The organism is Streptomyces sp. NPDC037083 (genome assembly GCF_055606485.1).
This window is the reverse complement of sequence record NZ_JBVJSQ010000019.1, coordinates 1-21,169: the sequence shown is the minus strand read 5'-3', so window position 1 is coordinate 21,169 and position 21,169 is coordinate 1. Positions and strand designations below refer to the sequence as shown.

Annotated in this window: 24 protein-coding genes; 23 read left to right on the top strand and 1 reads right to left on the bottom strand. The window is 71.5% G+C overall.

Annotated elements, in window-relative coordinates; genetic code table 11:
• The first annotated feature begins 40 nt into the window (after nucleotides 1-40).
• From ACZ7DE_RS37005 to fabG, 5 genes are all read left to right on the top strand, one after another.
• Nucleotides 41-424, top strand: coding sequence for an SRPBCC family protein (locus ACZ7DE_RS37005; RefSeq protein WP_470768787.1), 384 nt, complete (start codon nucleotides 41-43; stop codon nucleotides 422-424).
• A 70-nt stretch (nucleotides 425-494) separates the two neighbouring features.
• A complete protein-coding gene (locus tag ACZ7DE_RS37000; RefSeq protein ID WP_470768786.1) occupies nucleotides 495-1,610 on the top strand; it encodes a 3-dehydroquinate synthase II family protein in 1,116 nt (371 codons plus the stop codon).
• 107 nt (nucleotides 1,611-1,717) lie between these two features.
• The gene (locus ACZ7DE_RS36995; protein WP_470768785.1) at nucleotides 1,718-2,239 is read left to right on the top strand and encodes an FAS1-like dehydratase domain-containing protein; all 522 of its coding nucleotides are present in this window, start codon (nucleotides 1,718-1,720) and stop codon (nucleotides 2,237-2,239) included.
• Complete coding sequence (locus ACZ7DE_RS36990) at nucleotides 2,236-2,670, top strand: MaoC/PaaZ C-terminal domain-containing protein (RefSeq protein ID WP_470768784.1); 435 nt, start codon at nucleotides 2,236-2,238, stop codon at nucleotides 2,668-2,670. The genes ACZ7DE_RS36995 and ACZ7DE_RS36990 overlap by 4 nt, the downstream gene beginning before the upstream one ends.
• Before the next feature lie 26 nt (nucleotides 2,671-2,696).
• On the top strand, nucleotides 2,697-3,401 hold the full coding sequence (gene fabG, locus ACZ7DE_RS36985; RefSeq protein ID WP_470768783.1) for a 3-oxoacyl-ACP reductase FabG: 705 nt from the start codon (nucleotides 2,697-2,699) through the stop codon (nucleotides 3,399-3,401).
• A gap of 201 nt (nucleotides 3,402-3,602) precedes the next feature.
• Here fabG and ACZ7DE_RS36980 read toward each other — a convergent pair whose 3' ends face one another.
• Nucleotides 3,603-4,568 carry a zinc-binding dehydrogenase gene (locus ACZ7DE_RS36980; RefSeq protein ID WP_470768782.1) on the bottom strand — a complete coding sequence of 322 codons (966 nt, stop codon included), beginning with the start codon at nucleotides 4,566-4,568 and terminating at the stop codon, nucleotides 3,603-3,605.
• A gap of 394 nt (nucleotides 4,569-4,962) precedes the next feature.
• Here ACZ7DE_RS36980 and ACZ7DE_RS36975 point away from each other — a divergent pair, with 394 nt between their 5' ends.
• From ACZ7DE_RS36975 to ACZ7DE_RS36890, 18 genes are all read left to right on the top strand, one after another.
• Nucleotides 4,963-6,009, top strand: coding sequence for a 3-oxoacyl-ACP synthase III family protein (locus ACZ7DE_RS36975; protein ID WP_470768781.1), 1,047 nt, complete (start codon nucleotides 4,963-4,965; stop codon nucleotides 6,007-6,009).
• Complete coding sequence (locus tag ACZ7DE_RS36970; protein ID WP_470768780.1) at nucleotides 6,010-6,789, top strand: SDR family NAD(P)-dependent oxidoreductase; 780 nt, start codon at nucleotides 6,010-6,012, stop codon at nucleotides 6,787-6,789.
• Between the two features lie 13 nt (nucleotides 6,790-6,802).
• Nucleotides 6,803-8,209, top strand: a complete 1,407-nt coding sequence (locus ACZ7DE_RS36965) for a class I adenylate-forming enzyme family protein (RefSeq protein WP_470768779.1) — start codon at nucleotides 6,803-6,805, stop codon at nucleotides 8,207-8,209.
• Between the two features lie 118 nt (nucleotides 8,210-8,327).
• Nucleotides 8,328-9,167, top strand: a complete 840-nt coding sequence (locus tag ACZ7DE_RS36960; RefSeq protein WP_470768778.1) for a hypothetical protein — start codon at nucleotides 8,328-8,330, stop codon at nucleotides 9,165-9,167.
• Between the two features lie 303 nt (nucleotides 9,168-9,470).
• Nucleotides 9,471-10,169 (top strand): helix-turn-helix transcriptional regulator, encoded by a 699-nt coding sequence (locus ACZ7DE_RS36955; protein WP_470768777.1) that lies wholly within the window; start codon nucleotides 9,471-9,473, stop codon nucleotides 10,167-10,169.
• The gene (locus ACZ7DE_RS36950; protein ID WP_470768776.1) at nucleotides 10,162-10,833 is read left to right on the top strand and encodes a 4'-phosphopantetheinyl transferase family protein; all 672 of its coding nucleotides are present in this window, start codon (nucleotides 10,162-10,164) and stop codon (nucleotides 10,831-10,833) included. Before ACZ7DE_RS36955 ends, ACZ7DE_RS36950 begins: the two co-directional genes overlap by 8 nt.
• A 143-nt stretch (nucleotides 10,834-10,976) precedes the next feature.
• Nucleotides 10,977-11,438, top strand: a complete 462-nt coding sequence (locus ACZ7DE_RS36945; protein ID WP_470768775.1) for a pyridoxamine 5'-phosphate oxidase family protein — start codon at nucleotides 10,977-10,979, stop codon at nucleotides 11,436-11,438.
• Between the two features lie 107 nt (nucleotides 11,439-11,545).
• On the top strand, nucleotides 11,546-12,748 hold the full coding sequence (locus ACZ7DE_RS36940) for an MFS transporter (RefSeq protein WP_470768774.1): 1,203 nt from the start codon (nucleotides 11,546-11,548) through the stop codon (nucleotides 12,746-12,748).
• Nucleotides 12,749-13,047: 299 nt separating this feature from the next.
• Nucleotides 13,048-13,890 carry a 2-amino-3,7-dideoxy-D-threo-hept-6-ulosonate synthase gene (locus ACZ7DE_RS36935; RefSeq protein WP_470768773.1) on the top strand — a complete coding sequence of 281 codons (843 nt, stop codon included), beginning with the start codon at nucleotides 13,048-13,050 and terminating at the stop codon, nucleotides 13,888-13,890.
• Nucleotides 13,891-13,934: 44 nt separating this feature from the next.
• Nucleotides 13,935-14,207, top strand: a complete 273-nt coding sequence (locus ACZ7DE_RS36930; protein ID WP_470768772.1) for an acyl carrier protein — start codon at nucleotides 13,935-13,937, stop codon at nucleotides 14,205-14,207.
• Nucleotides 14,204-14,467: an acyl carrier protein gene (locus ACZ7DE_RS36925; RefSeq protein WP_470768771.1), complete on the top strand. Its 264-nt coding sequence runs from the start codon at nucleotides 14,204-14,206 to the stop codon at nucleotides 14,465-14,467. Before ACZ7DE_RS36930 ends, ACZ7DE_RS36925 begins: the two co-directional genes overlap by 4 nt.
• Nucleotides 14,457-15,665 (top strand): beta-ketoacyl-[acyl-carrier-protein] synthase family protein, encoded by a 1,209-nt coding sequence (locus ACZ7DE_RS36920; RefSeq protein WP_470768770.1) that lies wholly within the window; start codon nucleotides 14,457-14,459, stop codon nucleotides 15,663-15,665. The genes ACZ7DE_RS36925 and ACZ7DE_RS36920 overlap by 11 nt, the downstream gene beginning before the upstream one ends.
• Complete coding sequence (locus tag ACZ7DE_RS36915; protein ID WP_470768769.1) at nucleotides 15,662-16,423, top strand: ketosynthase; 762 nt, start codon at nucleotides 15,662-15,664, stop codon at nucleotides 16,421-16,423. Before ACZ7DE_RS36920 ends, ACZ7DE_RS36915 begins: the two co-directional genes overlap by 4 nt.
• On the top strand, nucleotides 16,420-16,971 hold the full coding sequence (locus tag ACZ7DE_RS36910) for a PaaI family thioesterase (protein WP_470768768.1): 552 nt from the start codon (nucleotides 16,420-16,422) through the stop codon (nucleotides 16,969-16,971). Before ACZ7DE_RS36915 ends, ACZ7DE_RS36910 begins: the two co-directional genes overlap by 4 nt.
• Entirely contained in the window at nucleotides 16,964-18,214 is a 1,251-nt protein-coding gene (locus tag ACZ7DE_RS36905; protein ID WP_470768767.1) for an FAD-dependent oxidoreductase, read from the top strand. The genes ACZ7DE_RS36910 and ACZ7DE_RS36905 overlap by 8 nt, the downstream gene beginning before the upstream one ends.
• A gap of 5 nt (nucleotides 18,215-18,219) precedes the next feature.
• Nucleotides 18,220-19,152, top strand: a complete 933-nt coding sequence (locus ACZ7DE_RS36900; RefSeq protein WP_470768766.1) for an arylamine N-acetyltransferase family protein — start codon at nucleotides 18,220-18,222, stop codon at nucleotides 19,150-19,152.
• A gap of 100 nt (nucleotides 19,153-19,252) precedes the next feature.
• Entirely contained in the window at nucleotides 19,253-20,434 is a 1,182-nt protein-coding gene (locus ACZ7DE_RS36895) for an LLM class flavin-dependent oxidoreductase (protein ID WP_470768765.1), read from the top strand.
• A partial coding sequence (locus ACZ7DE_RS36890; RefSeq protein WP_470768866.1) for a thiamine pyrophosphate-dependent enzyme occupies nucleotides 20,431-21,169 on the top strand: 739 nt, incomplete at its 3' end. The genes ACZ7DE_RS36895 and ACZ7DE_RS36890, both read left to right, overlap by 4 nt.

Below are 21,169 nucleotides of genomic sequence, written 5' to 3'. Positions count from 1 at the left end.
TTCTCCACCACTACGCACAAGTACCCAGCGAGGAGTCTGCATGGGAAGCGTCACCGGAAGCATCAGCATCGCGGCGCCGTTCGCCGACGTGTTCGCGGTCGTCTCCGATCCGGAGCGGCTGCCCGACTGGTGCACCGACTTCGCACGCGCGTCGCGCAAGGACGGCGACCACTGGACCGTGGACACGCCGTTCGGGCCGGTGCAGGTGCACTCCTCCGCGGACCGCGGGACCGGGGTCGTCGACTTCCGCGTGGTCTCCGAGCACGGTGATCACCGTGCCTTCACCCGGCTCGTCGCCGTGTCCGACGACGCGAGCGAGTTCGTCTTCACCCGCCTGTTCGGCGCCGGTGAGGGCGAGGCCGAGGCCCCCCAGCTGCTCGCTGTCATCGAGGGCCGCCTCAAGGCCCTCTCCTCCCTCTTCTGACCTCTTCTGATCGCCCACGTTTCTGCACTGCCGCATTCCTGCGCTGCTGCATTCCTGGAAGGGACAGTCCGTGAAGTTTGCCTGGATCGATCTGCGTTCGGTGAGTGCCGAGCACCAGGAGGCCGTCGTCGACGCCGCCGTCCACGCGCGCCTCGAAGGCGTCCTCGACGACAAACTGGAGGTGCTCGCCGCGCTGCCGCCGACCGTCCTCAAGGTCCTGCTGCCGGCCGCCGACGCGCCGCTCCCGCCCGAGGCCGCGGACATCGCCGACATCATCCTGACCCCCATATCCAAGGTCGAGGAGCTGGACAAGCTCAAGCTGACCGTGGACGGCGGGACGTCCGTGGGCGCCTACGTCGACGTCGTCGACGACCCGACCCTGCGGCTGGCCTGCGCCGCGGCCATCGCCCTGCCGAACACCCTCGTGAAGTTCCGCGACCCCACCAAGATCCCGCTGGAGATCGTCATCGCCGCGGCCGACAAGTCCCCGGGCCGCCTGATCTGCGAGGCCGGCGATCTCGAAGAGGCCGGGATCATCGTCGACGTGCTGGAGAAGGGCTCCGACGGCCTGCTGTACGGGGCGAAGGACTCCAACGAGGTGTTCGGCCTGGTCGAGCTGCTCGGCGCCAAGACGCCGGACCTGGACCTGACGACCCTCACCGTCCAGTCCATCGAGCACAACGGCCTCGGCGACCGGGTGTGCGTCGACACCTGCACCCACTTCGGCAAGGACGAGGGCATTCTCATCGGCTCGTACGCCTCGGGCTTCATCCTCGGCGTGAGCGAGACCCACCCGCTGCCGTACATGCCGACGCGCCCCTTCCGGGTCAACGCCGGCGCCCTGCACTCGTACGTCCTCGGCGAGGACAACCGGACCAACTACCTGAGCGAGCTGAAGGCCGGCAGCACGATTCTCGGCGTCACCGCGGACGGAAGGACCCGCCGGATCGTGGTCGGCCGGGTGAAGCTGGAGTCGCGTCCACTGCTCACCATCCGCGCGCTCTCGCCGGAGGGCGTCGAGGTCAGCCTGACCGTCCAGGACGACTGGCACGTCCGTGTCCTGGGCCCGGGCGCCGCGGTGCTGAACGTCACCGAGCTCAAGGCCGGCGACCAGCTCCTGGGTTACATCGCCACCGACAAGCGGCACGTGGGCTGGCCGGTCGCCGAGTTCTGCATCGAGAAGTAGACGGCGGGCGGCACCGCCGCAGCGCAGCGCGCCCGAACCCGGCCCGCCCCGGAGAGCGTTCCCCTCAGCTCCCCGGGGCGGGCCGCTCACCGAGTGGGGAGTGCCGAATGGCCGACACCGCACCATTGACGAACGAATCCGGCCCCGCGCCGTCGCCCGGGCCGGCGCGGGCCGCCCGGCCGGGCCTCGCGCCCGGAACCCGGCTCGCCCCCTTCACGGTCACCGTGGAGCGGGGCAGGCTGCAGTTCTTCGGGAGGGTCGTCGGGCTGGAGGACACCGAGTTCACCAGCCTGGACCGGGCCCGGGAGGCCGGACACCACGACCTGCCCGTGCCGCCCACGTTTCTCTTCGGACTCGAACTGGAGCACCAGGCGAACGCCCAGGGGCCGGACGGACCACCGGTGGACCCGAGCCGGATCCTGCACACCGAGCAGTCCTTCAGTTACCACGACACGGCGCACGCCGGCGACGAGCTGGTCTTCTCCCCCGTGATCACCGACGTGTACCGACGGCGCGCCGGAACCATGGAGTTCGTGGTCCGCGACACGGCGGTCACCCGCCCCGACGGCACCGCCGTCGCCGATCTGCACCAGGTGATCCTGGTGCGTCACCCGGAGAGCGAGCGATGACCGCACCGACGCCGACGTCCCTGGTGGGCACGGAACTTCCCGACCTGCACCCGGACGAGGTGACCCGGGCGACGCTCGCCCTGTTCGCCGGCGCGTCCGGCGACCACAACCCCGTCCACATCGACACCGACGCGGCCCGGGCCGCCGGCTTCGACGACGTGCTGGCCCACGGCATGCTCTCGATGGCCTTCCTCGGCCGGCTCGTGACCTCATGGGTCCCGCTCGGCGCCGTCCGCTCGCTCAAGGCCCGTTTCTCCGCGATGACCCCGGTGCACGCACGGCCGCACTGCACCGGACGCGTCACCGCGGTCGAGCAGGGCGCGGACGGCGAGCTCCTGGCCAGGATCGCGCTGGCCGTCCGGCTCGCGGACGGCACGCTCACCGTGCGCGGCGAGGCCGTGGTGGCGGCGGACGCCCTGCCGACGGCGTGAATCAGACGTACGAGAGGAGTCGGACCATGGCACGTTCCGTACTGGTCACCGGAGGAAACCGGGGCATCGGGCTGGCGGTCGCCCGTGCCTTCGTGGAGAACGGCGACAAGGTGGCGGTCACCCACCGCGGCAGCGCACCGCCCGAGGGCATCTTCGGCGTGCGGTGCGATGTGACCGACGCCGGGCAGGTGGAGGCCGCGTTCAAGGAGGTCGAGGAGGCGCACGGGCCCGTCGAGGTCCTGGTCTCCAACGCCGGGATCACCCACGACACACTGCTGCTGCGGATGACCGAGGAACGGTTCTCCTCGGTGCTGGACACCAACCTGACCGGCGCCTACCGGGTGTCCCGGCGAGCCGCCCGCAGCATGTTCAAGGGGCGTTGGGGCCGGGTGATCCTGATGTCCTCGGTGGCCGGCACGACCGGCACCATCGGCCAGGTCAACTACGCGGCCAGCAAGTCCGGGATGATCGGCATGGCCCGCTCCATGGCGCGTGAGCTCGGCTCGCGGGGCATCACCGTGAACGTGGTCGCGCCGGGCCTGGTGCTCACCGACATGGCCGAACAGTTGCCCGAGGAGCGCCGTGAGCAGATCCGCGGTCAGATCCCGTTGGGCCGGCACGGCGTCGTCGAGGAGGTGGCGTCGGCGGTGGTCTGGCTGGCGTCCGACGGGGCGAGCTATGTCACGGGGGCCGTGCTGCCGGTCGACGGAGGTCTGGGCATGGGGCATTGATCCACGGCAGGCCCCCGCGGGACGTACCGGCTCATGGGCGTCCTGGCCGAGGGACGTACGCGAACGGACCGGGGCGCGCCGCGAACGAGCGGCGCGCCCCGGTCCGTCGGGCCTCGCCCCGCGGACGGCCCCGGTGCCGCGCCGGGCTGCCGGACCTGCGGCCCGGGCGGGATGCCGACGGCCGCCTCCCGGGCGGTGAGGCTACGGAATCGCGAGGACGATCTTGCCGAAGAGGTCGCCCCGCTCCATGCGCTCGAAGGCCTGGCGGATGTCGCTCATCGGGAAGACCGAGTCGACCACGGGCCGGACGCCCTTGGCCACGCAGAAGTCGAGGAGGGCGGCGAGCTCCTTCTTGCTGCCCATGGTCGAGCCGATGATCCTCAGCTCCCGGTAGAAGATGTGCTGGAGCTCGCCCAGCGGCGGGTTGGGGCCGCTGGTGGCGCCGGAGATGACCAGTCTGCCGCCGTCCTTGAGCGCGCGGACCGAGTGCGACCAGGTGGCCTCGCCCACGGTCTCCAGGACCGCGTCGACCCGCTGCGGCAGCCGGGCCCCGACCTCGAAAGCGGCCTCCGCGCCCAGCGCCACGGCACGCTTGCGCTTGACGTCGTCGCGGCTGGTGACGAAGACCCGGAAGCCGGCCGCGGAGCCGAGGACCACCGCGGCGGTGGCGACACCGCCGCCGGCGCCCTGGACGAGCACGGTGTCGCCGGGGCTGAGATCCGCGTTGGTGAACAGCATCCGGTACGCGGTCAGCCACGCGCCCGGCAGACAGGCGGCCTCGGCGAAGCTGAGCTCGGCGGGCTTGGGCAGCAGGTTCCAGCGCGGCACGGCGATGCGCTCCGCGAACGTGCCGGGGTAGTTCTCCGAGAGCATCGATCGCGGCTCGTCGGGTCCCACGCCGTGACCGCTCTCTCCGATGACGGAGTGGATGACGACCTCGTTGCCGTCACCGTCCACCCCGGCGCCGTCACAGCCGAGGATCAGCGGCAGGTCCTGCTCGCCGACGCCCACGCCCCGCAGCGACCACAGGTCGTGGTGGTTGAGCGAGGCGGCCCGCAGTTGGACGGTCGTCCAGCCGTAGGGCACCGAAGGCTCCGGCACCACGCCCAACTCCAGTCCGTTCAAAGGCTGTTCGGGATCGAAACGGGCGGCGTAGGCAGCGATCATGGCCCGAGGCTAGTCCTGTGGACCGGTCAGCGGGCTGCCCGCCGGGAGTCCCCCTTCGGCCGCGACGAAAGGGCACCGCCAACGGGCCTTACCGCAGGCCGGTCCGGACGCGACGCTGGCACGGCAGTACGGGGCGGGCACACACCCCGTGCAGGAATCGGACGGGTGGTAACCGGCGCCGCGGGGCGGGACCCGCTTGGGCGGCGCCGGACGGTTCCGGGCCCACCTAGAGGCCACTCGTCCCCCCGCACTGGCCGCTGGTGGTGGCGGTCCACGAAGGCCGTCCCAGGAGGTCATCCACGACGACGGCCCTCGGCGGCCGCCACCACCAGCAGCGAACTCACCCATTCAGCCGCCGTGTCGACGGCGCCCGCCAGAGGAGAGTCCCAGACCCATGACGAAGGCTGCCAGCACGATTCCGTACGGCGTGGGCATCCGGGCCATCGGAGGGTACGTGCCGAGTCAGGTGGTGACCAACGCGGACCTCGAGAAGCGTCTGGACACCACCGACGCCTGGATCAGCGAGCACATCGGCGTCACCACCCGGCACTGGTCCGCACCCGAGGAGCGCACGTCGGACCTCGGCGCCGCCGCGCTGCTCGACGCCTGCGAACGGGCCGGGGTCGCTCCCGACTCTGTCGACCTGGTCATCTGCGGCACGTTCACGCCCGACCACATGCTGCCCGCGGCCGCCGTGGCCATCGCGCGCAAGCTGGGGCTGACCGGCGTGCCCGGGTTCGACGTGAACAGCGGAGGCTGCCCCGGGGGCACGTTCGCCCTCGACGTCGGCGCCAAGTACCTGCTGTCCGGCCAGTACCGCAGGATCGCGGTGGTCCTCGCCGACACGACGACCAAGACGCTCGACCCGGAGGACCGCACGGTCGGCGTGATCTTCGGTGATGCGGCCGCCTGCTACCTGCTCGAACCGTGCGCCACGGGCACCGGCATGACGCCCGCCCTGCTGCGCAGCGACCCGAGCGCGTACGAGACCGCATTCATCAAGCGGGAGCAGCGCACCTGGTCGGGCGACGGCAGCGACAAGGTGTCCGGCTTCGGCAGCAACTTCATGCACATGCACGGCCGTTCGGTGCGCAACTTCGCGCTGGACACCATGCCGAACTTCGTCCTCGAGCTGCTCGAACACCACGAGATGACGATCGAGGACATCGACCTGATCATCTTCCACCAGGCCAACTACCACCTGATCCACCTCCTCATGGAGAAGATCGGGCTGCCGCCGGAGCGCACCCTCACCAACGTCGAGCGCCTGGGCAACACCTCCGGCGCGGGGGTGCCGCTCGTCCTCCGCGAGGCCGTCGACACCGGCCGCGTCAAGGCGGGGGACACCGTCGTCCTGGCCTCCTTCGGAGCCGGGATGAGCCATGGCGGCACCGTCATCAAGTGGCCCGCCGACGACGACTTCCTGGTGGCGGCGCACTAGATGGACATCGAGGCAAAGGTCGCGCTCGTCGCCGGCGGCACCTCCGGCCTCGGCCTCGCCGTGGCCGAGCGGCTGCTGGCGGCGGGTGCGGGTGTGGTGCTCATGGGCCGCGACGCGGAGCGCGGGCACAAGGCCCTGGTGGACCTCGGCGAGGGGGCGTCCTTCACGGCAGGGGACATCACGGATCCGGACGACGTGGCCGCGGCGGTGGCCGCGGCGGAGCACCGGGGCGGCCCGCACATCGTCGTCAACTGCGCCGGGGCGACCGGGGCGGGACGCGTCGTGGGCAACAGAGGCCCGCTGCCCCTGGCGGAGTTCCGGCATCTCGTGCAGGTGAATCTGATCGGCGCCTTCGATCTGGTCCGCACCTCGGCCGCGGCGATGGTCCGCCGCGCACAGGGCGGCGACGACGACGCCGGGCCAGAGGAGCGCGGAGTCATCGTCTGCACCTCCTCCATCGCGGCGTACGACGGACAGCTGGGCCAGGCCGCCTACGCGGCGTCCAAGGCGGGTGTCGTGGGCATGACCTTGCCGCTCGCCCGCGACCTGGCCGAACACGCCGTGCGCGTGGTGACCGTGGCGCCCGGTCTGTTCGACACCCCCATGTTCGCCGGGCTGCCCGACCGGGTGCGCGGCGCGCTGGTGGGCGGCACCCCGTACCCGCGACGGCTGGGCCGCCCCGAGGAGTTCGCGGCCCTGGTCCGGCACATCGTGGAGAACCCCATGATCAACGGCGAGGTGGTCCGGCTCGACGGGGCCTCACGCCTCGCGACTACCTGAGGAACGGACGGAAATGGCCGAGAGCACACAGTTCAGGTCCTGGCTCGAATCCCGTGTCACCGAGTCGGGCGACGACGACGTCTGGGCCGTCGGGGAGACGGTGGTCACCCGGCGGCAGCTGAGGGAACGCGTCGAGTACGAGCGTGCGGCGCTCCGGGCGCGCAGCATCACCGAGGGCACGGCGGTGGCCGTGCAGATGATGCCGAGCTTCACCATGCTGTCGACGCTGTTCGCCCTCTGGTCGCTCGGAGCCCAGGTGCAGCTGCTCGATCCGCGGCTGACCAGGACGGAGACCCATCGGCTCCTCGAACTGTGCGAGCCCCAGTTCCACGTCACGTCGGGCGACCTCGGCGGGGTCTTCAGCTCGTTCCGCGACGAGACGTCCGTCGAGGGGCTCCGGCTGAGGTCGGGCCGGCCCGCCAAGTCGGCTCATCCGCTGGTGCAGTTCAGCTCAGGATCGACGGGCCTGCCGAAGGTGATCGGTCGCACGGACGCGTCGCTGTACGAGGAGATCGGGCGCTTCGCACGGCTGCGCGAGATGCCCCGCGCCGGTGAACGGGTTCTGCTGCTCAGCTCGATCATGCACTCCTTCGGTCTGATCGGCGGTGTCCTGCACGGCCTCGACGTGGGCGCACCCCTGCACTTCAGCAGTCGGCCGCAGGCCCGGGACCTGGTGCGGATGCTGGCCGAGCGGGAGATCGCGGCGGTCTTCGGCGTGCCGCTGCATTTCGCCCTGCTCAGCCGGGCGGCTCAGGTCCCCGAACTCCCCGCCCTGCGACTGGCGGTCAGCGGGGGCGAACCGCTCGACCCGAAGGTCTACGACCGGTTCAAGACCGGTTACGGCATCGCCATCGGCCAGGCGTACGGCATGACGGAGACCGGAATCGTCGCCGCCGACCTGGGCGGCCGCTACGGACCGCCGGCCGTGGGCGAGGTCGTGCCGGGGCTGAGGACCGAGGTCCGCGAGGGCACCCTGCGCATCCGGCTGCCCGAGTGCCCCTACCTGTACGCGGACCGGGCGGACCGCTACGAGGACGGCTGGCTCGACACCAAGGACCGGTGCTCGGTCCGGCCCGGCAGCGAGGCACTGGACATCACCGGACGCGCGGACTCGCTCGTCGCGGTGGGCGGCCTGAAGGTCGATCTGACCGAGGTGGAGCAGACGCTCACCGAACACCCCCTGATCGAGGAGGCCGTGGTGGTGTTCGGCGAATCGATAGAGGCCCATGTGGTCACGAGCGGCGAGCTGTCCCGCGGGGAGCTGCTCGGCTGGTGCCGGGAACGGCTCGCCCCGTACAAGCTGCCGCGCGCCTTTCACTACGTCGCCCGGCTGCCGCGCACCTCGAACGGGAAGGTCATCCGCAACCGTGAGCTTCTGCACACGGCGCAGCGCCGGCCTGCGAATTCCGCGGCACGATGAGACGGAATCGTTTCTTCCGCGAGAACAGATCTCTAAGTGACCTCCTGAACGCATTGCGTTGAGCCTACTGTTGACGGTCCGCCGCTCGGGCGGACCGTCATACAAGGGGGACCGGGTCATGCGACCGGAAACAGACGAACACGAACCCGAACGCGAAGAGGCCGGCACCCGGACGCTGGAAGAGCTGGCCGAGCAGGCCGAGACGGCGATCGTCCGGCTGCGGCAGTCCCTCGCGACGCTGCCCCAGCCCGGGCCGGCGGTCGGTGAGGGACTGGCCCTGCCCGACGACAGGGTGCAGGGTTTCCTGACCCAGGCGGCCGGCACCGCCTCCGGGCCCTGGCTGGAGATGCGCCCGGGCGCGGGGATGCGGCCCGAAGCGCTCAGGGATCTGCCCGCCTTAGGGCCCGAACTGTCGGAACGTGGCCTGGAACTGCACATGCTCTGCCAGCATGTGACGCGCTTCGATCCCGACCTGCGCGAGGAACTGGGGCTCGTGGAGGAGCACGGCGGTCTGGTCAGAACCATGGAGACGCTGCCGGGCTGGTTCCTCGTCCTGAGTGACTCGCTCGCCCTGGTGCCCGCGCCCGAGAGCGAGAGCGTGTCGGTGGTGTCCGATCCCGCGGTCGTCGGTGTCCTGCGGTCCGTGTTCACCGACTACTGGCTCAGGGCGCGTCCGTTCTCCCAGGGCGGCTGGCGCGGGGCCCGTCTGGAGGACGTGTCGCAGGAGGTCAACGCCGTCATCATCCGGATGCTGTGCACGGGCGCGAAGGACGAGCTCGTCGCGAAACGCCTCGGCATGTCGGTACGCACCCTGCGCCGCCGCATCGCCCAGATGCTGGACGGGCTGGGGGCCGAAAGCCGTTTCCAGGCCGGTTTCGAGGTCGGCCGCTCACTGGGCGACGAAGCCCTCTGCGACGCCGAGCGGGCTCTGGAAGACCGGTTCGGCGCATCGGCCTGACACCGGGACCGCTGACATCCCGGCTCCCGAGGGCCGACGGCGACCCGTACCAAATCCACCGCGACGCGTACATTCCCGTGCGCCGGGCGCATCAGGTTGTTGTCAGTCAGGATCCTGAGGTTCTGACAAGTGGATCCGACCGCGTCGTTCGCCCACTATGGACTTCGGAGTGTCCCGGTCCCGGCCGATGAAGTCCAGGCGTCTTACAACGAGAATCCGTGGCTCCTCGAATAGAGCCGCGGATTCTCGCGTGTAGCACTCCACCGTTTCGCTCTGATTCGATAAGTGCTACAGGGGGTTGGCATGTCGGACTTGGTGATGCTCAAGAAATCCACTGCCGTCGGCGCGCATTCGGCTGGGAGAGGCGGCGTACTCGTCGCCCTCCCCAGCGAGGTCATACGCTGGGGGATCTGCAACATGCTCGAACGGCTCGATCCGCCGCGCCATATCGAGCAGCACGGCGATGTGACGACCGCCTCGGACGTCCTGCGCAGCGGCCTGTACTCCTTGGTGATCGTCGACGCCGCCGACGGCGAGGACGTCCTGCTGCGGCTGACGGAGGACGCGGGACGGCTCGGGGTGAAGGTGCTCGTCCTGCTCGACCGCGCCGACGCGGGCACGGTGGAGCGGATCGCGGCCCTGCCGGCCGACGGATTCCTCGTTCAGTCCGACCTCACGCTGGAGTGCATGAGCGAGACGCTCGAGCGGCTGGACCGGGGCGACCTGCCGATCCCGGCGACCATGGTGCGCCAGCTCATGGCGCGGGCCCGCAACGGCGGCGCCCGCACCTTTCCGGCCCAGGTCCGGCTGACCCCGCGCGAGCAGGACGTCCTGCACCTGATGGGCGAGGGGCTGAGCAACAAGCAGATAGCCAGGCGGTTCGGCATATCGGTGCACGGGGTGAAGCGGCATGTCACCAATGTGCTGGCCAAGCTCAACTGCCCGAACCGGACGCAGGCCGTGTCGATCGCGCTCAAGCAGGGCCTGCTCGCCGGTGCATGACGAGTCCGACACCCCGGTCGTCCGCCTGAGCAGGCTGGACCTGCCCTGGCGGGCCACCGCGGCCGAGCCCGAGCGCCTGCTGCTCAGCCCGGAGGAGCAGGCCAGGGCCGACCGGATGCCGCCTTCTCCGCGGCGCGTGTGGATCCGCTCCCGCGCGCTGCTGCGGACGACGGTGGCGCACCACCTGGGGTGCTCCGTCCACGAGGTGCGGACGGCCCGGGACCCTCGCGGCAGACCGTTCCTGCCGGACGCCCCGCAGCTGCACATCAGCCTGGCGCACACCACCGGCTGCTGTGCGGTGGCGGTCAGCACGGCGGGTCCGGTGGGCGTGGACGTCGAGTGGGTCAGACCGGTGAGCCTGCCCGACGGACTGGCCCGGCGCATCCTCGGGCCCGCCGAACTGGAGGAGTGGGACCGGGTCGCCGCGCCGGAGCGCACCCGGTGGCTGCTGCGCCGCTGGACCTGGAAGGAAGCACTGCTGAAGGCCGAGGGAGTCGGGCTCGCGGGCGGCCCGCGCTCCTTCCGGGTACGACGGACGGCGGCCGGGCTGCGGGTCAGCGGCAGCCGGCACCGGCCGGAGTCCTGGTGGCTGGACGAGGTACCGGCGGGTCCGCGGCACGTCGCCGCGGTCGCCCGCGACCGCCGGGTCCGCGCCCCGCACTGATGACCACGGCGGACTCCCCGTCCGCCGAGATGTGAAAGTCCCCGAACGCACGGAGCGCTGTTCCGCCATGCCCGTTTTCAGCAGGGCCGGCGGAATGAACAGGCCCCGCACGATGTCCCCGAACGACGGAAGGGAATTCTCCGATGGCGAGAGACGTGAATGGCCGGGTCGTACGGCCCGTACGCGCGGTGTTGATAACACGCCGCCGTGACGACGGAATTCAGGCGTCTCCCGTCTCCGGCCTGGCGATCGGCGACGGCTGCTTTGTCGTCACCTCCAGCCAGGTGACCGCAAAGACCCGGAACATTCGGCGTGATCCCCGGGTGGCGGTCTGCGTGGTGTCCGAGAACTGGTACGGCCCCTGGTGGACGATCGAGGGGAACGCGGAGATCCGGACCCTTCCGGACGCGTTCGACGACCTCAGGGAATTCCACCGCGTGCGGGACGGCGGCCTGCCGGGCGTGGGGCCGGACTTCGACAAGAAGCTCCTCGCGGCCTGGGAGGCGGAGGCCAAGGTGCTGATCGCCGTGCACGCCGAGCGCGTCGCCCGCGCGCCCTCGATCGACGAGCTCACCTCCGCCCTCACCGCGCGGCAACTGCGCTAGCCCACGCGAGCCGTCGCTCTCGCGGCGCCCCCGCCGACCCTCGGTCTCGAACATAGGTTCGAAATACCCAGGTATTCCGTCACTCCGCTCATCCCTCGGGAGAAGAGATGAAACGCATCGCACCACTCGCCCTCGGCATGTTCGCCATCGGACTCGACGCCTTCATCCTGTCCGGCCTGCTGCCGGGCATGGCCGACTCCTTCGACGTGTCGCTGGCAGCGGTCGCCCAGGTCGTCACCGGCTTCACCTTCGCGTTCGCGATCAGCGCCCCCCTGCTCGCTGTGGCCACGGCGAAGGTCGGCCGCAAGAAACTCGCGCTCTACGCACTCACCATCTTCGCCCTCGCCAACGCGGCCAGCGCCCTCGCGCCGTCCCTGTGGGTGATGGTGCTCGTCCGCGTCCTGGCCGGCGCCGTCGGCGGCGTCTACTCACCGGCCGCCGTGGGCACGGCCGTTCAGCTCGTGCCGCCGGCCCAGCAGGGCCGCGCGCTCGGCACCATCATGAGCGGCCTGTCGGTGGCGACGATCCTCGGTGTTCCGGTGGGTGTGCTCGTCGGCACCCAGGTCGGCTGGCGCGCTGCCCTGTGGGTCGTGGTCGGCGTCATCGTCGTCGCGATCGTCACCATCGCCGCGCTCGTCCCGTCCGTCGGAGCCACGCCCACGCCCGGTCTCAAGGACCGCTTCGCCGTCCTGACCGACGGGCGCGTCCTGGGCCGGATGTTCGTGATGTTCCTGTACGGCGTCGCGCAGATGGGCCTCGTCTACACCTTCCTGCCCTCGATCCTCGAGGACAGCGCCGGCGTCTCCGAGAAGAGCCTGCCGATCTACCTGCTGATCGCGGGCGTGACCTCGTTCGTCGGCAACGCGCTGGCCGGCGCGCGGCTCGACAAGGGCACGTCGCCCAAGTTCATGCTGGGCGCGGCGCTCGCGGCCGTGGCGGTCATCATCGCCGTGTTCCCCTACGGCGCGTTCAACGCCGCCGCCGCCGGAGTGGTCATCCTCTTCTACGGGTTCGCCGTCGCACACGTCCAACTGCCGCTCCAGTACCAGCTGATGCGGATCGTGCCGGAGCACACCAGCGTCGTGGTCTCACTGCTCAACTCCGCCCTGTACCTGGGGACCGCGGCAGGCGCCGCGATCGGCGGCGCCGTCCTCGCGGGCGCCTCGACGACGGCGCTGACGTGGACCGGCGCGGCCGTGGTGGCCGTCGCCCTGCTGATCAGCCTCGCCATCAAGCAGGGCCAGGCCCCGCAGGCCGCCCCGAGCCCGGCGCCCGCACACGACACCCAGCCGCAGGGCGCCGGCTCCTGACCCACCCGCCTCCCGCACGCATCACCGCCGGCCTCCCAGGGCCGCGATCCACGGGACAGATCCCCGTGTCCGGGCCCGTCGCGTCGACCACGCGACGGGCCCGGAGCCGTGTCCGCGTCCGCGTCCGGGCGCGGACGGACGGGCCGACGGCGGGCGGACACGGCGGTGGACTGCCTGTACGGCTACCTCCAATGGCCTGTTCCGGCGACCCGCAGGAGCTGTCCTTTCGAGGATTACGCGCAGGCCGGGGCGCCGAAAGAATCCCCCCAGTGTTTCCACCAATTGGGGGTAGATCGACGATGGTTGCGTTGACCACAGGGCTGGACGTCAGACTCTCCCGGCTCTCCCGGCATCGCGCCGGCCACTTCCTGTTCGTGCCCATGGACCACTCCGTCGCCGACGGCCCCATCACCACCGCCGCCCGGTTCGACGAGCTGGTGGGCACGGTCGTGGACAACGGCGCCGACGCGATCGTCGTGCACAAGGGCCGCGCCCGCGCGATCGACCCCCGCCTGCTGCGCGACTGCGGGCTGATCGTCCACCTCAGCGCCAGTACCCCGCACGGGCCCGACGGCGACGCCAAGATCCTGGTCGGCGACGTCGTGGACGCCGTCAGGGCGGGCGCCGACGCGGTGAGCGTGCACGTGAACATCGGCGCCGACACGGAAGCCTCGCAACTGGCCGACCTGGGCACCGTCGCCCGAGCCTGCCAGGAGTGGAACCTGCCCCTGCTGGCCATGGTCTACCCGCGCGGCCCCCGCATCGCCGACCCGCACGTTCCCGCCCTGCTCTCGCACGTCGTCAACATCGCCGCCGACCTCGGCGCGACCATGGTCAAGACGACATGGGCGGTGCCCTCCGAGGGCATGGCGGAAGTCACCGAGAGCTGCCCCATCCCGGTCCTCGTCGCCGGCGGCCCCAGCGACAGCGGCAGCCTCACCGACTACGCGACCATCGCCCTGGACGCCGGCTGCCGCGGCCTCGCCGTGGGGCGCCGCGTCTTCGAGAGCGCCGACCCGGGCGCCGCCGTCCGCGAGGTCGCCGCCGTCGTGCACGGTCACCGGCCGGGCCTCGCCGCCGCATCCGTACTGCCGCCCCTCGCCACCGTGCCGCACCGGGCGAGCGTCCCGGCACAGATCTGAGCACCGACCCGCCCCGACCCCACAACCCGCAAGGGAGCCGAACCATGCAGGAAGAAACCCGGGACTTCGTCCTCGCCGTCATCCGCGACGTCATCAACCTCCCCGTCCCCGCGGACGCCGACGCCGACACCCCGCTCGGTCCCGACGGCCTCGAACTCGAGTCCCTCGCCATGATCGAGCTGCTGCTCCAGCTGGAGGGCGAGTACGACGTCGAACTGCCCGAGGAGGAGGTGGACCCCGAGACGGTCCGCACCCTCGGCCAACTGGTCCAGGTGGTGGTCGACCGGCGTACGGCGGTGGCTGGAGCCGGGCGTTGATCACGCGCCATGACATAGAACGCCTGCTCGTCGACAGCGGGATCACACCCGAGCCCGGCCCGGAGGGCCCCGACGAGTTCGTCGTCGACTCGCTCACTCTCGTCTGGATGCTGCACCTGCTGGAAGAACGGCACGGCATCCCGTGGGAGCCCGAGGAGGAGGAACTCGTCGAATTCACCTCCATGACAGGCGCCCAGGCCGTGCTGGCCCGGCGCTTTCCCGGCCTGGTGGAACAGGGAGAGGTAACCCATGGCAGCTGAAGTGGCCATCACCGGCTACGGAGTCTTCACCTCGTACGGATTCGGCGCGCAGGCCCTGCGCGACGGCGTCTTCGCGGGCCGCACCGGCTTCACTCCGGTCACCCGGTTCGACTCGGCGCCGTACCACGCGGACCGCGCGGCGACGTATGAGGGAGAAGGCCCGGAGATCCCGGGCCTCCCGGTGAAACCGGGCGTCACCCCCGGACAGGGAGAGGTCCTGCGCGCGTGCGCGCTGGCAGCGCTCGCCATGGCCCGGCACGACGGCGCCAACGCCCCGGTACTGCTGGGCACCGCGGGGGACCACTCCGGCAACCGGGGCTTCTGGGAAGACATCGCCGCCGGCCGGGAGCCCGCCGACCCGCGCGTACTGGACAGTCTGCCCGCACGGCTCGCCGAACGGCTCGGCGAGGAACTGGGCCTGGGCCGCCCGCGACTGGCGTTCGTGAACGCCTGTGTCGCCTCGACCAACGCCATCGCGCACGGCGCCGAACTCATCAGCCGGGGCGGCGCGGACGTCGTCGTGGCGGGCGGCTCGTACCTGGTCACCGAGGACGTCTTCGCCAAGTTCGACTCGGGCAAGGCGCTGAGCCGGGAGGGCGTCGTACGCCCCTTCGCCAAGGGGCGCATGGGACTGCTGCAGGGCGACGGCGTGGCCGTGCTGGTCCTGGAGTCGGTGCGGCACGCCCGCGAGCGGGGCGCCGACATCCTCGGCAAGGTGGCCGGCTGGGGCATGGCCGCCGACGCCCACCATGTCATCCAGCCGCACCCCCGCGGCGAGGGCATGGCCGCCGCGGCGGGCGCGGCCATCCGCAGGGCCGGCATCACCCCCGAACAGATCGGCTACGTCAACGCCCACGGCACCGGTACGCCGCTCAACGACGTGGCCGAGACCGCCGCGCTGCACCGCGTCTTCGGCGAGCACGCCCCCCACGTCCCGGTCAGCTCCACCAAGAGCGGCACCGGTCACATGCTGGAGGCCACCGGGGCGGTCGAGGCCGTCATCACCCTGCTCGCCCTGCGCGAAGGGCTGCTGCCGCCCACCCTCGGCTACCGGGAACCCGACCCGGACTGCGACCTCGACTACATACCGAACGCGGCCCGGCCCGCCGACATCACACACGCGCTGTCGCTCAACGCGGCGTTCGGAGGGGTGAACGCCGCGCTGGTGCTGGAGCGCGCAGGAGAGGACGCAGCATGACCGCACGTACGAACACCCCCGCCGCGACGGACTTCGTCCGCCCCCGCGCGGTCGTCGGCGCCGCATGCCTGGCGCCATGGGGCGAGCGGGCCGAGGGCCTGCCCGGAGCCGCCGCGGAGGAACTTCCCAAGGTCGTCGGCTTCGTGCTCTCCCGGTTCAGCCCGATCGTCAACGCGGCCGTCGTCGAGTGCCTCGGCGACCCGGCGTCCGAGGACAACCTGGTCGGCACGTCCGGCCCGCGCACCGCGATGGTCCTCGCCACCATGTACGGGGACACCGTCACGGGCGACACGGCCACCGCGCGGATGGTCGACGGAAAGGTGCACAGCCCGCTGCTGTTCTTCCAGTCGGTGACCACGTCGATCCTCGGCCACCTCACCAAGAAGTACGGCATCACCGGGCCGTTGACGTCGCTGTCCCATCTCACCGACCCGGCCGGCCAGGCCCTGCTGCTCGCCGACTCCCTGCTGGAATCGGACGCCGCGGACCAGGTCGTGGTCGTGGGCGTCGAGACGGCCGCCAACGAGCGGGCCGCATCGGTGCAGCGACGCCTGGCGGAGGACCAGGAGCCGGTGGGGGCGCTGCCCCTGTCGGACGCCGCCGCCGTCGTACTGCTGCGCAAGGCCGGTCGGGACGACGAGCAACTGCCGCTGCTCGCCTCGGCCGTCACGGAGCCCGACGGCCCCGCGGCCCCCGAGTACGGCTGGCTCAGCGCCCTGGTGGCCGCCGGCCGTCTGCGGGCGGGTGTCGCCGCATGAGCGCGCCCGTGGAGTCCCGCCGTGCGGAACCGGCCGGCGAACAGAGCGTCGGACCGGCGGAGCACCCGTCGGCCGAACAGCCCGAGCAGGAAGTCGTGTTCGAGGCGCCCTTCGACCTGGAGACGCTGACCCGGCCCGACCTGCTGACCACCAGCCTCGGCATCGTCGTCGAGGACTGGAACCCGCAGCGGATCGTGGGCAGCCTCCCACTGGACCGCAACCGCCAGTACTACGGCTTCCTGCACGGCGGAGCCAGCGCCGCCCTCGTCGAGACGCTCGGCTCGCTGGCCGCCGTCCTGGAGGCCGGCGCCGGCGGCATGGTCCTGGGCCAGGAGCTGTCCGTGACCCACCACCGGGCCGCACGCGGCTCCGGTTCGGTCACCGGCATCTGCACCCCCCTGTTCGTGGGCACCTCGGTGGCGACGTACGAGGTCACCGTGCACGACCGGCGCGACAGGCGCATCGCCACCGGCCGCATCACCTGTCAACTGCGGCGTCGCGGCGCCCGCGGTCCCCAATCCGAGAAGAAGGTGCAGAGCCATGACTGACGAGTCGGCCACCGCTGTCCGTACGACGGCGGACGCCTGCGTGGTGGGGGCCGGGCCGGTGGGCCTGCTCGCCGCCCTGGCCCTGGGCCGCCAGGGCTGGCAGGTCACCCTGCTGGAGCGGCGGCCCGAGCCGGCGCCCGGCGGCCCCCCGCCGGGCGCCCCTGCCGTGGTGAACATCGTCCAGCCCGTCACCCTGCACCTGCTCGACCGCCTCGGAGTGCTCGACCGGCTCACCGAACGCGCCGGCGTCATCCCGGGTGCCGAGATCTACTTCGGCGGCCACCTCGCCGCGAGCTACCGCTACGCCGAACTCGACGGCAGCCCCGTACCGCACGCCCTGTCCATCCGCTCCTTCGACCTGGTGCGGCTGCTGCTCGCAGAACTCGCCGAACTGTCGAACGTGACGGTGGTGTGGGAGGCCGAAACGCAGGCACTGACCCCCGGAAAGGACGGGGCCGGCAGCACACTCACCGTCGTCACCCCCAAGCAGCGGCTGGCCGTGGACGCACGGTTCGTGCTCGCGGCCGACGGACGCTCGTCCACGATCCGCGAACTGGCCGGCATCCCGGCCGAGGTGGTCCCCTCCACCGGCTCGTACCTGGACGTCGTCGTGCCGAGCCCGCCCGACTGGGACGGCCTGGCCCGCGCGCACTTCGGAGCGCACGGCTACCTGCTGGAGACCCGCCGCGCCGAGGAGGGGCTGGTCCTGGTGTGGATCACCGACTCGGCGACCGCGGCGCAGGTCACCGAGGGCCCCGTCGAGCTCCTCGTCGAGACGCTGTCCGGGGTGGTGCCCCGGCTCGCCGACTGGATCGCCGAGCACGTCACCGACTGGAACCAGGTCCGCCGCGTGCAGCACCACTTCGTGCGCACCAAGTCCTGGAGCCTGGACAACGTCGTGCTGGTCGGCGACAGCGCGCACGGCATGCACGCCTTCGGCGGGCAGGGCCTCAACACCTCGCTGCAGGATGCCGCCTGCCTCGCCGAGATGGTCGACAGCGCGCTGCGCGGCGAGGGCGCCGCCGACGGCGTCCAGCGGTACGAGGCCCTGCGGCGCCCTTTCATCGAGGCCTTCCAGTCGCTCCAGGTGAGCAACACACAGGAACCGCCCGCCGACGCGGCCGCCGAGGAGGAGCGGGCCCCCGAGTTCGAGGTGCTCGCCCTCGGCCAGCCCGCGATCCGTCCCCTGATCGCCGACGCCGCGGCCTTCCTGGCCGAGGACGACGGCCGGCACCGGAGGTAGTCACCGTGTTCCAACTCGATTCCTACGCCCAGCGCATCGGCTACGCGGGCGCGTTCACCCCGACCCTGGACGTGCTGCGCGACATCTGCCGCGCACACGCGTTCAGCGTGCCGTTCGAGTCGCTGGACGCCATGGAGAGCAGGCTGGTCCTTCAGGACGACCTGCTCTTCGCCAAGGTCGTCACCGACCGGCGCGGCGGCGCCTGCTTCGAGAATCACACCCTCTTCCACCGGGTGTTGAGCGAGATCGGCTTCGACGTCTCCCTGCTCGGCGCGTACATGTGGCGCCCGCACCACGACGAGTACTCCAGGATCTTCGCGCACATGCTGCTCAAGGTCCGCCTGGAGGAGACCGACTGGCTGGTGGACGTCAGCTTCTCGCACGACACGTTCATCGAGCCGGTCCCCTACGCGCACGGCGAGTTCCGCCAGCGCGGCTGGGACTTCCGTATCGCGGCCGCACCCGGCGTCGAGGGCGGCGAGGGCGTCGAGGGCGACTGCGACGTCGTCGAGCGGCGCGGGACGGACGGCCGGTGGGTGCCGCTGTACAAGTTCGGCGGTGCGCCCCGCCAGGTGGCCGAGTTCCAGGAGTGCCTGGACTACCTGTCGGGACCGGACTCCCGCTCGCAGATCATGAACACGCTCATCTGCGCGCGGACGTTGCCCGAGGGCAAGGTCACCGTCATCAACGACCTGCTGATCACCGCCAGGCCGGGCGAGGAGTCGGTGCGCAGGCTGCGCGACATCGAGGAGGCGTCGGCCTTCCTCGACCTCATCTTCGAGGGCCACGCCCCGCTGTCCGCGCGCGCCCGGCGGATCTGGCGCGAGCGCTTCGCCCGGGACGGCGCCCGGGAGGCCGCCGGGGCACCGCAACCGGCCGCGTCCGGCGAGACGCCGACCGTGCCGACCGGGCCGGCCGTCGCGGCCTCCGACTGGTGAGCCCCCGCCTGTCACCGGCCCGCCACCCCGACGGCGGAGCAGCAGAAGCACCCGCGTACCGAAGCGCGCCCCTCGCAGCGGGGCGCCCGGAAGGAACGACATGACAGCCGAAGCCGCACAGCCCCTCCGGTTCGGGGCCTTCCTCTCACCGCTGCACCCGCTCGGAGAGGATCCCACCCTCACCATGTGGCGGGACCTCGATCTGGTCGGCTGGCTCGACCAGCTCGACTTCGAGGAGTTCTGGGTCGGCGAGCACCACTCGGCGGGCTGGGGCGTCATCCCCTCCCCGGAGCTGTTCATCGCCGCCGCGGCCGAGCGCACCCGGCACATCAAACTGGGCACCGGCGTGATCAGCCTGCCCTACCACCACCCGTACATGGTGGCCGCGCGTGCCGTCCAGCTCGACCACCAGACCCGAGGCCGCTTCCTGCTGGGCGTGGGAGCCGGTTCGCTCCCCTCCGACATGCATCAGCTCGGCATCGCGCCGAGCGACACCCGGCAGCGCACCGCCGAGGCCCTCGACACCGTCCTGCACCTGCTGCGGTCCGAGGAGCCGCTCACCGTGGACCGCGGCTGGTACCGGCTCAACGACGCGCGGCTGCAGCTGCGGCCCTGGTCACCGGGCGGCGTACAGGTGGCGCTGTCCAGCGCGACCTCCCCGTTCAGCATGAGGCTGGCAGGGCAGCACGGCGTCACCCCGCTCTCCTTCGGCGCACCCCGGCCCGGCAGCGGACCGAGCGACCTGAAGGAGCAGTGGCTCCACCTGGAGGAGTCCGCCGAGGCGCACGGGCGGACCGCCGACCGCTCCGCCTGGCGTGTCACCCTGCCGCTGCACATCGCGGAGACCCGCGAGGAGGCCTTCAGCCAGGTCCTCGCCGGGTGGCTCCGCTACCGCAACGAGTACTGGGCCGAAACCCTCGGCCTGCCGGTGGCGCTGTCCCGTGCCGACGCCCGGAAGGCGCTGGAGTCGACCGTCGACAACATGGGCGCGATCATCGGCTCCGTGGACGACGCCATCGCCACGATCCGGCGGATCCAGGAGGTCACCGGAGGATTCGGCCGGCTCCTGGTCAATGTGCAGGACTGGGCGTCCCACGAGCAGACGAAGCGCAGCTTCGAGCTCCTCGCCCGCTATGTGGCCCCCCGGTTCACCGGTGCGCTGCGCGGCCTCGAAGCGTCCCAGCGGTGGACGGCCGAGCACAGCCAGGCCTTCCTCGGCGCGGCCTTCGCCGCACAGCAGAAGGCCGTCCAGGACAGCGGAACCGTGCGGGCAGGTGGCTGACGGTGACCGTGGCGGACGAGTCGGACTTCGTCCAGTTGCTCACCCCCGAGGGCCTGCGGACCGGGCACCCGGAGTACGGCCTCGACCTCACGCCGGAGGAGCTGCGCGGCCTGTACCGGGACATGGTGATGACCCGCCGTTTCGACGCCGAGGCGACCGCCCTGCAGCGCCAGGGCGAACTCGGCCTGTGGCCCTCCTCGTTCGGCCAGGAAGCCGCCCAGATCGGGTCGGGCCGGGCCGTCTCGGACGGCGACCACGTCTTCCCCAGCTACCGCGAGCACGGCGTCGCCTGGTGCCGCGGGGTCGACCCGACCAACCTGCTCGGCATGTTCCGTGGTGTGAACAACGGCGGCTGGGACCCGGATGCCGACAGGTTCCACCTCTACACCCTCGTCATCGGCTCGCAGGCCCTGCACGCGACCGGGTACGCCATGGGCCTCGCCAGGGACGGCGCGGACAGCGCGGTCATCGCCTACTTCGGCGACGGCGCCTCCAGCCAGGGCGACGTGATGGAGTCCTTCAACTTCGCTGCCGTGTACAACGCGCCGGTGGTGTTCTTCTGCCAGAACAACCAGTGGGCGATCTCGATGCCGACCGAGAAGCAGACCCGCGTCCCGCTCCACCGCCGCGCGCTCGGCTTCGGCTTCCCGGGCGTGCGCGTGGACGGCAACGACGTCCTGGCCTGCCTGGCGGTCACCCGGTGGGCGCTGGAGCGGGCCCGCAACGGCGAGGGCC

Bases quoted from the DNA above. Each gene is read 5' to 3' on its own strand.
- ACZ7DE_RS36930 (WP_470768772.1), top strand. From the start codon at position 13,935: ATGCAGGAAGAAACCCGGGACTTCGTCCTCGCCGTCATCCGCGACGTC.
- fabG (WP_470768783.1), top strand. From the start codon at position 2,697: ATGGCACGTTCCGTACTGGTCACCGGAGGAAACCGGGGCATCGGGCTG.
- ACZ7DE_RS36945 (WP_470768775.1), top strand. From the start codon at position 10,977: ATGGCGAGAGACGTGAATGGCCGGGTCGTACGGCCCGTACGCGCGGTG.
- ACZ7DE_RS36940 (WP_470768774.1), top strand. From the start codon at position 11,546: ATGAAACGCATCGCACCACTCGCCCTCGGCATGTTCGCCATCGGACTC.
- ACZ7DE_RS37005 (WP_470768787.1), top strand. From the start codon at position 41: ATGGGAAGCGTCACCGGAAGCATCAGCATCGCGGCGCCGTTCGCCGAC.
- ACZ7DE_RS36960 (WP_470768778.1), top strand. From the start codon at position 8,328: ATGCGACCGGAAACAGACGAACACGAACCCGAACGCGAAGAGGCCGGC.
- ACZ7DE_RS36975 (WP_470768781.1), top strand. From the start codon at position 4,963: ATGACGAAGGCTGCCAGCACGATTCCGTACGGCGTGGGCATCCGGGCC.
- ACZ7DE_RS36965 (WP_470768779.1), top strand. From the start codon at position 6,803: ATGGCCGAGAGCACACAGTTCAGGTCCTGGCTCGAATCCCGTGTCACC.
- ACZ7DE_RS36970 (WP_470768780.1), top strand. From the start codon at position 6,010: ATGGACATCGAGGCAAAGGTCGCGCTCGTCGCCGGCGGCACCTCCGGC.
- ACZ7DE_RS36905 (WP_470768767.1), top strand. From the start codon at position 16,964: ATGACTGACGAGTCGGCCACCGCTGTCCGTACGACGGCGGACGCCTGC.
- ACZ7DE_RS36935 (WP_470768773.1), top strand. From the start codon at position 13,048: ATGGTTGCGTTGACCACAGGGCTGGACGTCAGACTCTCCCGGCTCTCC.
- ACZ7DE_RS36920 (WP_470768770.1), top strand. From the start codon at position 14,457: ATGGCAGCTGAAGTGGCCATCACCGGCTACGGAGTCTTCACCTCGTAC.
- ACZ7DE_RS36995 (WP_470768785.1), top strand. From the start codon at position 1,718: ATGGCCGACACCGCACCATTGACGAACGAATCCGGCCCCGCGCCGTCG.
- ACZ7DE_RS36895 (WP_470768765.1), top strand. From the start codon at position 19,253: ATGACAGCCGAAGCCGCACAGCCCCTCCGGTTCGGGGCCTTCCTCTCA.
- ACZ7DE_RS36980 (WP_470768782.1), bottom strand. From the start codon at position 4,568: ATGATCGCTGCCTACGCCGCCCGTTTCGATCCCGAACAGCCTTTGAAC.
- ACZ7DE_RS36990 (WP_470768784.1), top strand. From the start codon at position 2,236: ATGACCGCACCGACGCCGACGTCCCTGGTGGGCACGGAACTTCCCGAC.
- ACZ7DE_RS36955 (WP_470768777.1), top strand. From the start codon at position 9,471: ATGTCGGACTTGGTGATGCTCAAGAAATCCACTGCCGTCGGCGCGCAT.
- ACZ7DE_RS36915 (WP_470768769.1), top strand. From the start codon at position 15,662: ATGACCGCACGTACGAACACCCCCGCCGCGACGGACTTCGTCCGCCCC.
- ACZ7DE_RS36910 (WP_470768768.1), top strand. From the start codon at position 16,420: ATGAGCGCGCCCGTGGAGTCCCGCCGTGCGGAACCGGCCGGCGAACAG.